Below are 12848 nucleotides of genomic sequence, written 5' to 3' on the forward strand. Positions count from 1 at the left end.
CAACCTCTTGATCACCGAGCTGGGAGCGGGGGAGGGGAGGGGTGGGAGTGGGGGTGGGGGTGGGGGTGGGGGTCACCCGATTTGGGCGAGGTTGGTCGGGGGGTTGGCGGGGACCCGTGCGGGGACGTGCAACGCCGGCCGGCCACGCGACGCGAGCGCGGTACGGGATCCCGGGCCCGGCAACTGGGAGGAGTGGACCCGATGGTGGACGCGACCACGAGGTTCTTCGAGGACCTGGACCGGCGGGGGTACGAACCCCTGCTGGCGAAGACCTCCGGGACACTGCGTATCGACCTGCAGGAGGGGGCGCAGACCCGGCACTGGCTGCTGAGAATCGACAGCGGCCGGCTCAACGTGAGCCAGGAGGACCGGGAGGCCGACACGGTCATCGCTGCCAGCCCCGTCCTCTTCGACGACATCGCCGCGGGTCGCGAGCACGGCCTCGCCGCGCTGTTGCGCGGGGACATGACGGTGACCGGTGACGCTCGGCTGGTGGTGCAGGTGGAGCGGATCTTCCCGAGTTCGCCGGACGCCCGGGGGCCCCGTCGACGCTTCGTGGGGGAGGGGTACTGATGGGGCAGTCCAACACGATCCGGATCCTGGACGGCAACACGTTCGTCGTCTGCGAGGACACCGGCGACATCGAGGCGACTCCGAGCGAGCCGACCGGGCTCTTCTCCATCGACACCCGGTTTCTGTCCACCTGGGTGCTGACCGTCAACGGTGAGCGGCTCAACTCGCTCTCCTACGACGATCTCCAGTACTTCGAGTCCCGGTTCTTCCTCGTCCCGGGGATGGCCACGCACTACATCGACGCGAAGCTGTCGATCATCCGCGAGCGGATGGTGGGCGGCAGCTTCCGGGAGCAGCTGACCATCCTGAACCACGACGAGAAGCCGGTCGATCTGGAAGTCCGGATGGACGCGGCGTCGGACTTCGCCGACCTGTTCCAGGTCAAGGACGAGATCCTCAACAAGAAGGGCGAGATCTACACCGAGGTCGAGTCGGACCGGCTCCGGCTGGGCTACCGGCGGGGCAACTTCCGGCGGGAGACGGTGATCTCCTCGTCGATGTCGGCCCGGTACGACAGTGAGGGTTTCGCGTACACCGTTCACCTGGAACCGAACGAGCAGTGGGAGGCCTCGATCGACGTCCGGACCCACGCGGTCGGTCCTGGTGGCCGGGACCTGCGGTTCGGGCTGCGCGTGCACGGCAACGAGCGGCTCGCCCTCCAGCACGACCTGGAGCAGTGGATCGCCGACGCCCCGAAGGTCAACAGTGAGCACGGCCGGGTGGCCAGCACCTACCGGCGCAGCCTGATCGACCTGGCCGCGCTGCGCTTCTCGCCCCTGTCGCTGGGCGGCGCCACCCTGCCGGCCGCCGGCCTGCCCTGGTTCATGACCATGTTCGGCCGGGACAGCATTCTCACCTGCCTGCAGACGCTGCCGTTCACCCCGCAGTTGTCGAAGACGACGCTGCGCATCCTCGCCTCGTTGCAGGGCAGCCGGTTCGACGACTTCCGGGACGAGGATCCGGGGCGCATCCTGCACGAGATGCGGTATGGCGAGACCGCGGCCTTCGAGGAGCAGCCGCACTCGCCGTACTACGGCTCGGTCGACGCGACGCCGCTGTTCGTCGTGCTGCTCGACGAGTACGAGCGGTGGACCGGGGACGTCGCGCTGGTCAAGGAGTTGGAGCAGGAGGCCCGCGCGGCGCTGCGGTGGATCGACAACTACGCCGACCTGGTCGGCAACGGCTACATCTGGTACGAACGGCGCAACACGGACACCGGCCTGGAGAACCAGTGCTGGAAGGACTCCTGGGACTCGATCTCCTACTCCGACGGCACGCTGCCGCCGTTCCCGCGGGCCACCTGCGAGGTGCAGGGGTACGCGTACGACGCGAAGATCCGCGCGGCCCGGATGGCTCGCGAGTTCTGGGGTGACCCGGAGTTCGCCGACGAGTTGGAGCGGGAGGCGGCGGCGCTGAAGGAGCGGTTCAACCGGGACTGGTGGGTGGCCGACGGCGAGTTCTACGCCCTGGCCCTGGACCCGGACGGCCGCCAGTGCGACATCCTCAGCTCCAACATCGGCCACCTGCTGTGGAGTGGGATCGTCGAACCCGAGCGGGCGGAGAAGATCGCCCAGCACCTGGTGGGATCGCGGCTCTTCACCGGTTGGGGGGTGCGGACGCTCGCCGAGGGTGAGGTCCGGTACAACCCCATCGGTTACCACAACGGCACGATCTGGCCGTTCGACAACTCGTTCATCGCCTGGGGTCTGCGCCGGTACGGCTTCGCCGAGGAGGCCGCCACCATCGCCAGCGGCATCCTGGACGCGGCCACGTACTTCGACGGCCGGTTGCCGGAGGCGTTCGGCGGCTACCCGCGGGACCTCACCAAGTTCCCGGTGGAGTACCCGACAGCGTGCAGCCCGCAGGCCTGGTCGACAGGTACGCCGCTGCTGCTGCTGCGCACCATGCTCGGTCTGGAGCCGCACGAGGGCCACCTGGCGGTCGAACCACGACTGCCGGTGGGCATGGGTCGCATCGAGGTGCTGGACATCCCGGGTCGCTGGGGCCGGGTGGACGCGTTCGCCCGGGGCCGACTGGACCTGGACAACCTCGGCGACTGACCGACCCGACCGCCGAGCCGGCGGCGGCGCGCCACCTGCGCCGCCGCCGGTTCGCCACCCAGCCTCGCAGGGTAGATTCTGCGGATGCCGGAGCTCGTGTACCCGCCCGTTATCGCCGCTGCCAAGACGATGTTCCGTCTCCTCGATCTGAAGATCACCATCGAGGGCGCCCACCACGTGCCTCGTACCGGCGGGGCGGTGCTGGCCGGCAACCACATCAGCTACCTCGACTTCATCTTCGCCGGCCTGGGCGCGAACGCGTCGGGTCGGCTGGTTCGGTTCATGGCCAAGAAGTCGGTCTTCACGCACAAGATCTCCGGCCCGCTGATGCGGGGGATGCGGCACATCGAGGTGGACCGGGACGCCGGCGCGGCCTCGTTCCGCACCGCCGTCGCCGCCCTCAAGCGCGGCGAGATCGTCGGCGTCTTCCCGGAGGCGACGATCAGCCAGTCGTTCACCGTCAAGGAGTTGAAGAGCGGCACGGTCCGGATGGCCCGCTCGGCGAAGGTCCCGGTGTTGCCTGTCGCGCTGTGGGGGACCCAGCGGCTCTGGACCAAGGGCCGCCCGCGCACCCTCACCCGCCGGCACACGCCGATCACCATCCTGATCGGTGAGCCGATCGACCCGGCGGATTTCCCGGACCCGAACCTGCTGGCCGCCGAGCTGAACACCAGGCTCAGCGCGCTCGTCGACAGGGCCCAGCGGGACTACCCGGACGCGCCGGCCGGCCCGGACGACACCTGGTGGCTGCCCGCGCACCTGGGCGGCAGCGCCCCCACGCCGGAGGAAGCCGCCGCCCTGGACGCCGCCGAGGAGCAGCAACGCGAGCCCAGCGTCTGACGTCGAGTTGACCGGATCGTTCCGCACCCGGGCATGATGGTGTCTGCCGGAGCGGACGCCGTCCGGTCAGGATCTTCAGACATGAGCAGAGCAGCCCTCGTCGTGATCGACGTCCAGGAATCCTTCCGGCAGCGCCCGATCTGGGCGTACGGCTCCAACCCCGACCTGGTCCGGCAGGTCGAACGGCTGGTCGCCGCCGCCCGCGAGCGCGGCGACCTGGTGGTCTGGGTGCTGCACTCCGAGCCCGGCACGGGCGGCTTGTTCGACCCCGCCGTCGGGCACGTGCGGCTGATCGACGGGCTGGCGCCGGCCGGGGACGAGCCGACGCTGGTCAAGACCGCGCACAACGCCTTCACCACCACCAATCTCCAACAGCTGCTCACCCGGGCCGGCATCCACGACATCACGGTCTGCGGCATCCGCACCGAACAGTGCGTGGAGACCACCACCCGGGTCGGCGCGGACCTCGGTTACCGGATGACCTTTGTCACCGACGCCACATTGACCTTCCCCATCCCACATTGGGACCTGCCGGAGACCGCCACGGTCGCGGAGATCCTCGCCGACCCGCGCACGCTGACCAACGAGGAGATCGTCATCCGCACCGAGTACGCGTTGGCCGGTCGCTTCGCGACCATCCGCACCGTCGACGAGGTGACCGGCGCAGCCTTCGCCGGCACCCGGAGCTGACCCGATGACCCGGGTCGTGTTCCTGCTGGTCCCACAGCTGCACCTGCTGGACCTCGCCGGGCCGGCCCAGGTCTTCTCCAGCGCCGCGGACCTCGGGTACGACTATCAGCTGCACTACGTCGCCGAGCGGGACCAGGTGCCCACCGTGCAGGGCGTACCGCTGGTCGCCGACACCCGGTGGCCCGAGCTGGCCCCGGACGACCTGGTGATCGTGCCGGGTTGGCGGCCGGCGGCGCACGGCCCCCAGGGGCCGGTGTCGCCCGTCGACCTGCGGCGACTGGCCGAGCAACACGTGGCGGGCGGCACGGTGGCCAGCGTCTGCGCCGGCGCGTACGCCCTCGGGCGTGCCGGGCTGCTCGACGGCAGACGGTGCACCACCCACCACGAGGTGCAGGACGACCTGGCCCGCCGTCATCCGAAGGCCCGGGTCATCCGCGACGTGCTGTACGTGGTCGACGATCGGGTGGTCACCTCGGCCGGCATCGCCAGTGGCATCGACGTGGCGCTGCACCTGGTGGCCACCCGGCACGGCCCGGCGGTCGCGGCGAAGATCGCCCGCACCCTTGTCGTCTACGCGCGCCGCAACGGGCACGAGCAGCAGGCCAGCGCGCTGATGCGGCACCGATCCCACCTGTCCGACTCCGTGCACCGGGTGCAGGATCTGATCGACGGTCGGTACGCCGAGCCACTGCCACTTGCCGAGCTGGCCGCCGCCGGGGGCGTGGCCGAACGCACGCTGACCCGGCTGTTCCGGGCGCTGACCGGGCTCACCCCACTCGGCTACCAGCAACAGCTGCGGGTGGAGCGGGCCGAGCACCTGATCGGGCACGGCGCGACGGTGGAAGCCGCGGCGCGGGCCGTCGGCTTCACCGATGCCCGGATGCTGCGCCGCCTGCGAGCCCGCCCCACGGGGTCGGCTCCGGCCCCGAGCGGTAGTAGTCATCCCGGGAGTGGAACTCCACCGGCAGCGAACCGGGCAGCGTGACCCGGGTGTCCCCGGCGAGCAGGCCGGGGCCGGCCCGCAGCAGCAGCACGTCGCGCTCCTGAGCCGAGAGGTCGACCAGTTGGGGGCGGGTGAGCCGGAACATGGCCACCGCCCGGCGGACCTGCCGGGCGAGCGTCGCCACCGCGGCGGACGACCCACCCAGGGCCAGCGCCGGCTGCTGGATGGTGCGCAACGCGTCGCAGACGATCAACAACTGCGTCGGCGCGTCCCGCTCGGCCGCCGGCAACTCCAACCGGGACGGCCACTGCCAGCGGATCTGCCCGCTCATCAGGCCGTTCAGCCGCGCGGGCGGCCGTGCCCGGGGCGTGCCGTCGACGACAAGCGACAGCTGCGCGCCGCCGCCCACCCAGCAGATCCGCTGGTCGGTGACCGTAACCGAGACCGGCCCGGGTAGCTGCCAGCGATGCCGTGCCTCGCTCGGCCCGAGCAGGTAGCCCGCGACCATCAGCCGGTGCCGCCCGAGCACCCGCTCACCGGGCGCCGGACGCAGGTTGTAGTGGCGATCCAGGGTTGGCCCCACGTCGTCATCCGGAGCATCGAACCGGTGGGGACCGATGAAGAAGGGGGACGTGTCGGCGTGCATCGTCACTACCTTCCGGTCAGCTGGCTTGTACGTGCAGCCTGGCGGATCGGAGGGGCGCTGTCATGACGCCTGTTAGGGGGTCGGCCGGTCGTGTGTCGCGTGTGACCGGTAGATGCCGATCTCCTCCGGGCGGACGAGGCCGTCCTCGATCGCGCGGGCGAGCAGTGCCGACTTCGTGGCGGCTGGCCGCCCCGCCCGGGTGTACTTGATCCGTGCCCGGTCGACGTACTGCTTGACGGTGTGCTCGCTGATCTGCATCCGGCGGGCCACCGACGCCTTGGACATCGACTGGAACCAGAGCAGCAGCGCCTCACGCTCCTTGTCGGACAGCATCGGCCGGTCCGGCCGTGGGTCGCCGACCATCGCCCCGGCCAGCGCGGGCGGCACGTACGGGCGGTCGCTCGCAGCGGCCAGCACTGTCGCCACGCAGTGCTCCCGGCCCTCGTGCTTGGCCAGGAACGCCACCGCCCCGGCGTCCAGGGCGGCGAGCATGGTCGGCGGGTCGGTGTGCTCCGAATAGACCACCACCCGCCGCCCGGCGGCGCTCAGCTCGGCCAGCTTGTCCAGCGCCATCCGTCCGTGCAGCCGTAGGTCGAGCAGGACGACGTCGGCATCCGGCGCCGTCCGCAGCACCTCGTCCGGGTCGTCCCCGGTGGCCAGTACGGTCAGCCGCGGCTCGGTGGCGAGCCAGGCGCGGACCCCCTCGACCACCACCGGGTGGTCGTCGACGATGGCCACCCCGATCGGCCGGTCACCGGTCACCGCCGCCACTGGGTCTGCGCCCATCTGATGCTTCCGTCCCGTTCGTAGAGGTGCTCCACCTGCCCGTCGTCGTGCTTCCCCGGGGGTGGGCCGGTGGCGTCCGGACCCTCCCGGTCCGGTGTGACCAGGCTGACCACCACCTCGTCCGGACCGGAGACCACTGTCAACCGGGCCCAGTCCCGGGCGTCGGCGAGGACGCCGGTGAGCGGGTCGGCCAGCCGACGTCGGATCTCCACCGGCAGCGGTGGAGGCGTGCCGATGGTGACCAGGTCGATCGGCAGGCCGCTGCGTTCGGCGAGGTCGGCGGCTGCCCGCAACTCGTGCAGCAGCGGGTCGGGCACGTCGTCGGACTCGGCGATCAGCCGGCGCAGCCGGGCGGCGGCCAACACGCAGCGCCGCTGCACCTCCGGGTCGTCCGGGTCGGCCTGGCCGGCGGCCAACTCCCCGAGCACGCGCCCGGCTGTGGAGCTGACCAGGGCGAGCCGGTCCCGGCGTTCCTGACGACCACGCTCGGCGGCATCGCGCTCCGCCGCCAACACGTGGCCGGCAGCGGAGACGGCGGCCCGCTCGCGAGCCAGGCTCACGACTGTCGCGCCGCCCACGAACACCGCCACCGGGAGGGAGAACGTGCCGTAGACGTACATCACGTAGCGGGCCACGTCGGCCGGATCGGGGCCGTGCCCGAGCACGGCGAGCAGCGCGATCGCCGCGTGCGTGCTCAGCAGCGCGATCAGCCCCACCACCCGCCGGCCCCAGAGCGCCAGCACGAAGAACCAGCCGAGCGTGCCCCACACCCAGTTGGCGGCGGTGAACAACTGCCCCTCGCCGACCGCGGCGAAGACGGCCACGTCGACGGTCAGCAGCAGCCCGGCCAGCGGCCACGGCGGCAGCGGCGAGCCGCGCAGCAGCCGCGCTCCGGCCACCGCGCCGGCCACCGCGACCACCGCCCAGGCACCGAGCACCACCGTCGGCGCGGTGAACTCCGCGCGGGCGGCCAGCACCGCCGGCAGCCCGATCGCGACGTGCCAGGCCAGTGCGATGGCCACGGCGGCGATCCGGGCACCCCGGTCGGACGCCTGCGCCACGGCAGCCGGCGCGGCGAGCCTCACCGTGGACGCCGGCTCCCGGGGTGCGGGCACACTGGTCCGGTCCGGGGACTCGGTCGTGACGGTGGGGGGCGCCGGAGCGCCGAGATCAGCCGACACCGGGCCACTCCAGTCGGATCCGGGTGCCAGCCCCGGGTGCCGATCGCACCTCGGCCCGTCCGCCGATCGAGGCCATCCGCCCGTGGATCGACTCGCGCAACCCGTACCGGTGGGGTGGGACGGTGGCCGGGTCGAAGCCGGGTCCGTCGTCGGCGACCTCGGCCGCGACGCCGATCGCGTCTCGGCTCAGCCGCAGCGTTACCCGCGCGCCCGGCGCGTGACGGACCACGTTGGACAGCGCCGCGTAGGCGCTCTCGCTGATCGCGTCCGCCACCCCGGCGGGAACCGCGCACGGCGTCAGGTCCAGGTGCGCGGGAAGCTCGGGCAGTCGGCCCGCCACCGCCCGCAACCGCTCGTCCAGCGGCACCGGGCCGTCGCCGGCCACCGGGCCGACGTCGCTGAGCGCCACGAGGGTACGCAGGTCCCCGCCGCACCGGTCGCGGAAGGTGGTCGAGGATCCGGCCACCGCGCCGAGCCCCACCATGGTGAGTGTGCCGAGCACTGTGTCGTGCAGGTCGCGGTTCTGCTGGCGTTCGGCGTCGCGGGCGGCGCGTGCGAGAAGTGTCTCCCGGGTCAGCCGCTGGTGCTCGACGAATGCCCGGTCGGCACGACCGATGCGTCGACGCATCACCGCCGCCATCATCGCCGTGCAGGCGGTCTGCACCAGCAGAGTGGCCGCGTGCGCCCGAGCCTCGGTGGGACTACCGGCCGCCTGCGCGCCCGTCGCGTAGGTGGCGGTGACGAGCAGCCCGGCCGGGATCGACAAGCGCGCCGGGGCGGTGGCCTGTGCGTTGATCACCGTGGTGCTGGCCAGCACGGCGATCCAACTGCCCTCGCCGGGCAGCACGTCGGGTGCGACAAGCACGGGAATCAGAAGGCAGGCCACCGCGGTGAGCGCGACGTCGGCGGCGACCAGGTTCGGGGTGATGCCGTGGCGTATCGCCCGGTAGGCGTACCAGAGGGACCAGCCGGTGAGCGTGGCCACCACGGGTAGCAACACGGCTGGCTCGACCGGCGGGGCCTGCACCGACAGCGCCACCGCCCCGCCGACCACACCGCAGGTCAGACGCAGCAACGCCGGGATGGTGGTGAAGATGAGGCCGAGTGCGCCACCAGCCGGATTGTCCAGCGTGGGCGGCACGGTGGGGGCGGCAACGGCCGGCATCGGGAAGTGTCCTTCCGACAACGACCCGGTGGGGGTCCGCGCGGCAGAAATCGACATCGGAGAATAGCATGGGCTACGGTGAGCGTAACCCACTGTACGTGCGATATCGCCGATGCGTCACGGCGTGCTGCGGGGTTGCAGCAGGTCCCACCGATTGCCGTGGAGATCTGCCAGTCACTCGCGTCATGCCGTCGCTCGCTCAGGCGAACGCGATCGGGGTGGACCGGATCAGCCAGTTGACGTGCCGCCCACCCTCGTCCACGGCGTTCCCGTAGTCGACCGCCGCGTACTGGCGCTCGGCCTCGGGCATCGTGAAGGTCTTTTGGATCTCGACTCCCGTGCCCGAGACGACGCGCACCACATGGCGACCCGGTGGGACCTGCACCGGAAACAGGACCCAGTTGTGCTGGTGCTCGACCGCGAAGTGCCGATCGACGATCTCGGTGCCGTCGATGCTGACAGTGAGAACGACCGGGTCGTCCGCGAACGACTGGTTGCTCACCCAGAGGTGCAGGTCGGCGCTGTCCTCCTCGACAAGGCGCACGGCGGGCGCCGCTGGGCTCAGCGGTGCGGTCCGGCCTGCCGTCGGAGACTTCGGCACCGGGCCGGTGCACCCCACCGTGGCGAGCAACGCGGTCATGCTGAGGATCGCGGCACGCAGTCTGTCCATCCCACTGTGACGCCCGACGGCGGGTGCCGGTTCCCGTCCTGCCGGAACCGAGGGTGGCCGTCGTCCGTCCCATCCTCGGGTGGAAAGGTGGTGAGCCGGATGCGCTCGTTTCGGACGGTACTGGCGTTCGCACTGCTCGGCGTGGCGCTGGGCGGCTGCGGTGGCACGACCATCGAGCCGGGAGGGGGCGACGAGCCCGGCCCGGCGCAGATCGTCGATTCGTGGACCTCCTGCGCCAAAGCGGCACCAGGGGCCGGCGCGGTGTTGTCGGTGCCGAACACGGCGACACCGACACCGACCCCGCCCGAGCCGACGATCGGGCGCATCGGCTCCGGGTTCACCCCGGTAGCCGCCCTGCTGTGCGGGCGGGAGATCCGGCCGGGCGCCAACGGAGGTCAGGAGCAGACCGCCACGGAACGACGAGCCGAGGAGATCGCACCGCTGCTCGCCGCACTGCGCCTGCCCAACGAACAGGCCGACGGGGAGATCGCCTGCACCCTCGACATGGTCATCCCGCCCTGGTTGGCCCTGCTCGATGACAAAGGGCGCTGGCTGCGGCCGTACCTGCCGAGGAACGTCTGCGGCAGGCCGCGCGCCGAGGTGAGCGCCGCACTGGCCGGGCTGTCCTGGACGACGGTGGCCACCCGTACCGTCGGGCAGGTCGAATCCCCGGCGGCCGAGGCGGCCGGATGCGCGCAACGGTGGACGGACCTGGTGTGGGTGGAGACCACCAACGGGCGCCCCGGGCCCCCCGCGCCGGCCACGTCTCCGGCCGCCGGGCCGCTGCGCCTCTGTGTCTACCAGGTGCCCCCGTCGCAACAGGGTGGCGGCAAACCGGCTGGCGATTTCGTGTACGGCGGGCCGCTGCCGCCCGAGCGTCAGGCGGGCGTGCTCCGGGGCCTGGCCAACCGTCGAGCGGTGGCCGACTGTAAGACCCCGGCGTCGCGCTTCGCGGTGCTGCGCCCGCTGGACGGCGCTGGCGGACCCGACAGGTACGTGGAACTCGACGGCTGCCGACGCTTCCTGGTCGCGCCACCGACGGGTGGAGCGCAGCTCGGCCAGGGCGATGACGCACTGGCCGCCCTGCTGGGGCCCGTCTGAGCCGGTGGCACGGCAGCGCACCTCCGGCTGAGTTCGGCGTGGGCGCACAGGTCGACTGGCGGTCGACGGCTGTTCCCATTACCGTTGGGAACGGGTCAAGACACGCGCCCATCCTGTTACGAATCTCAACAGGAGGCGTGCTCTCGTATGACTGAGCGTTCCTGGCTACTTCAGACCCACTCCGATCGTTCCCCGCCGGCAGTCACCCGTGCACAGGTCACGCCAGCGACGCTCGCCATCCGCCAGGCGGCTGGCTCCCCTGAGGTGGATCTTTCCGAGCTGTCGTTCCACGTGGTCCGCTTCACCGAGCCCACGGACCTGGCCGCGACCATCTCCGCCGACCGGATGGTCGTCGCCCCGGTGGGGTATGTCGACATGGACACCGCGCCGCGCCTGGCGACGGCACTGTTCAACGCGATCGACAGCCATCCCGAAGTCTGTTGCGACCTGACCGGCGTCGGCTTCTTCAGCGCCGCGGGTGTGCACGCCCTTCTGCTGGCGCGGGACCGGGCTGAGCAGGTCGGCTCTCGCTTCTCGGTCCGAGGCGCCAGCGGAGTCACACTGCGCGTGTTGCGGATCACCGGGGTGGAGCCTCTGCTCTTCGGCCGGAACGAGGTCGAGGCCCGCAGATCCGTGTGACCGGTCGCCCTGCCAGCTCGACATGTCTGAGGTTGTTGGTAGAAGAAGAGGGCAAGCATTCTCGTGAGGGGGGCGAGCGTGGATGTACGGTATGCGGCCAGACGGTGGGCGACCGTGTGGGCGCACGGTTGGCCCACCAAGGACATCGACGGGATCGCCGGGCTGCAAGCCGAGGACGGCGATCACTGGGCGTCGATGTTCCGCCCGTACCGGGGGCGTGTGGGGCTCCGCGCGTACCTGCGGGAGTGCTTCGACGAGGAAACCCGCCCAGCCGAGGTCTGGTTTGGCGACCCGCAGGTCGACGGCGACACGGCAAGCGTCGAATACTGGGCGGTCACCTACCCGAACGACCGGCCGTTCACCGTCTCCGGCTGCACCCTGTTGCGCTTCGATGACGAGGGCCTGGTGATCGAGGCCCGCGACTACTCCCATGCCAAGGAGGGGCGATTCCTGCCGCCCGCCAACCTGTTCGGGTGACACTCCACGGCCGCAGTCAGTTGGGCCCGGACGGTCAGCCAGCGCAGCCGTCCGCCGCGAGGCAGCGACCCGCCGGGTGCCGCGCCCTTCGGTCAGGGCCAGCACCCGTTCCCGCAGGTGGAGGGCTGCTGCCGTGCTCAGAGAAAATCTATGTGCGAAGTGCTAGACATCCTTGCCGACACCGGCTAACGTTCCTGGAGTCGAAACGGAGCAAGCAAAGACGCTGACGTGACCGCCCCGCACGAGGGCGAAGGAGTGGGGCCAGGATTTCGTGGGTCTCGCTCGGTTCGGCGGCAGCAATCTGCCGCAGTTGGGTAGTACGCACGAGAAGTTGTCAGTAGTAACCGGGCGTGATGCGCGACCGGGTGTGACAGCGGGTGGGGCCGACGCTGGTTCAGGGCTTCACCCGAGGTAAGCAGGTTTCGTCGTACGTGTCAGGGCCAAGAAGTCGCGTGGGGCTCGGACACCGACGGACAGCACGAGAACGGCAGAGGAAATCAGAGGCAAGGGAGGGCATTACACCGTTGGATCGCCCGCTGTCAGCCGCATTCGTGGGCTAGACGCGGACACCGCAGTTTCCATCGAACGAGAGGTGGTCTCCGGTCACGCATATGCGATCCTCGCACCCGATGCCGTCAATGACGGCCGGTGCGGACAAGAGAAACCGACGTTCTGTCGGTAGATGGTGTTCCTGACCCACAACCCTTGGGCCCCGGTGCTTTCGAGCACCGGGGCCCTCGTGATGGAGGTTTCATGACCCAATCCGACGACATGCTCGACGACGAGGACTACCCCGCCTACACGATGGGCCGCGCCGCCGAGATCCTCGGCTGCTCGCAGGACTTCCTGCGTCGGCTCGGCGACGCGAAACTGATCGACCCCCAGCGCTCCGGTGGCGGACACCGCCGCTACTCCCGCTATCAGCTGCGCCTTGCCGCGCGAGCCCGGGAGATGTGCGACCAGGGCACCGACATGGCCTCGGCCTGCCGGATCATCATTCTTGAGGACCAACTCGAAGAGGCCCTTCGACGCAATGAGCGCTACCAGCAGGGCTGAACCCACCCTCCGGGCCGAGGT

Annotated in this window: 14 protein-coding genes; 9 read left to right on the forward strand and 5 right to left on the reverse strand. The window is 70.9% G+C overall.

Going from position 1 to position 12848, the window contains the following annotated elements; all coding sequences use genetic code 11:
- Window positions 1-201 precede the first annotated feature (201 nt).
- From ABZU25_RS09995 to ABZU25_RS10015, 5 genes are all read left to right on the forward strand, one after another.
- On the forward strand, window positions 202-573 hold the full coding sequence (locus ABZU25_RS09995; RefSeq protein WP_355028965.1) for an SCP2 sterol-binding domain-containing protein: 372 nt from the start codon (window positions 202-204) through the stop codon (window positions 571-573).
- Window positions 573-2633, forward strand: coding sequence for a glycogen debranching N-terminal domain-containing protein (locus ABZU25_RS10000; RefSeq protein WP_355028966.1), 2061 nt, complete (start codon window positions 573-575; stop codon window positions 2631-2633). The genes ABZU25_RS09995 and ABZU25_RS10000 overlap by 1 nt, the downstream gene beginning before the upstream one ends.
- An 84-nt stretch (window positions 2634-2717) precedes the next feature.
- The gene (locus ABZU25_RS10005; RefSeq protein ID WP_355028967.1) at window positions 2718-3473 is read left to right on the forward strand and encodes a lysophospholipid acyltransferase family protein; all 756 of its coding nucleotides are present in this window, start codon (window positions 2718-2720) and stop codon (window positions 3471-3473) included.
- An 81-nt stretch (window positions 3474-3554) separates the two neighbouring features.
- Window positions 3555-4163, forward strand: a complete 609-nt coding sequence (locus tag ABZU25_RS10010; RefSeq protein WP_355028968.1) for an isochorismatase family protein — start codon at window positions 3555-3557, stop codon at window positions 4161-4163.
- Between the two features lie 4 nt (window positions 4164-4167).
- Window positions 4168-5148 carry a DJ-1/PfpI family protein gene (locus ABZU25_RS10015; RefSeq protein ID WP_355028969.1) on the forward strand — a complete coding sequence of 327 codons (981 nt, stop codon included), beginning with the start codon at window positions 4168-4170 and terminating at the stop codon, window positions 5146-5148.
- Here ABZU25_RS10015 and ABZU25_RS10020 read toward each other — a convergent pair.
- The 5 genes from ABZU25_RS10020 to ABZU25_RS10040 form a co-directional block, all read right to left on the reverse strand.
- Window positions 5030-5752, reverse strand: a complete 723-nt coding sequence (locus ABZU25_RS10020) for a hypothetical protein (RefSeq protein WP_355028970.1) — start codon at window positions 5750-5752, stop codon at window positions 5030-5032. The genes ABZU25_RS10015 and ABZU25_RS10020 overlap by 119 nt on opposite strands.
- 72 nt (window positions 5753-5824) lie before the next feature.
- On the reverse strand, window positions 5825-6538 hold the full coding sequence (locus ABZU25_RS10025; RefSeq protein WP_355028971.1) for a response regulator transcription factor: 714 nt from the start codon (window positions 6536-6538) through the stop codon (window positions 5825-5827).
- On the reverse strand, window positions 6511-7653 hold the full coding sequence (locus tag ABZU25_RS10030; RefSeq protein ID WP_355029037.1) for a hypothetical protein: 1143 nt from the start codon (window positions 7651-7653) through the stop codon (window positions 6511-6513). The genes ABZU25_RS10025 and ABZU25_RS10030 overlap by 28 nt, the downstream gene beginning before the upstream one ends.
- A 55-nt stretch (window positions 7654-7708) precedes the next feature.
- Window positions 7709-8884 carry an ATP-binding protein gene (locus ABZU25_RS10035; RefSeq protein WP_355028972.1) on the reverse strand — a complete coding sequence of 392 codons (1176 nt, stop codon included), beginning with the start codon at window positions 8882-8884 and terminating at the stop codon, window positions 7709-7711.
- A gap of 199 nt (window positions 8885-9083) precedes the next feature.
- Entirely contained in the window at window positions 9084-9554 is a 471-nt protein-coding gene (locus ABZU25_RS10040) for a hypothetical protein (RefSeq protein WP_355028973.1), read from the reverse strand.
- A 99-nt stretch (window positions 9555-9653) separates the two neighbouring features.
- Between ABZU25_RS10040 and ABZU25_RS10045 the strand changes: the two genes are divergently transcribed.
- The 4 genes from ABZU25_RS10045 (at window position 9654) to ABZU25_RS10060 (ending at window position 12827) form a co-directional block, all read left to right on the forward strand.
- Complete coding sequence (locus ABZU25_RS10045; RefSeq protein ID WP_355028974.1) at window positions 9654-10655, forward strand: hypothetical protein; 1002 nt, start codon at window positions 9654-9656, stop codon at window positions 10653-10655.
- A 147-nt stretch (window positions 10656-10802) separates the two neighbouring features.
- Window positions 10803-11294, forward strand: a complete 492-nt coding sequence (locus ABZU25_RS10050; RefSeq protein ID WP_355028975.1) for an STAS domain-containing protein — start codon at window positions 10803-10805, stop codon at window positions 11292-11294.
- 78 nt (window positions 11295-11372) lie between these two features.
- Window positions 11373-11771: a nuclear transport factor 2 family protein gene (locus ABZU25_RS10055; protein WP_355028976.1), complete on the forward strand. Its 399-nt coding sequence runs from the start codon at window positions 11373-11375 to the stop codon at window positions 11769-11771.
- 753 nt (window positions 11772-12524) lie between these two features.
- Window positions 12525-12827, forward strand: coding sequence for a MerR family transcriptional regulator (locus ABZU25_RS10060; protein ID WP_355028977.1), 303 nt, complete (start codon window positions 12525-12527; stop codon window positions 12825-12827).
- Window positions 12828-12848: the final 21 nt, after the last annotated feature.

The sequence above is a fragment of the Micromonospora sp. NPDC005215 genome (assembly GCF_040607915.1).
GTDB lineage: Bacteria > Actinomycetota > Actinomycetes > Mycobacteriales > Micromonosporaceae > Micromonospora.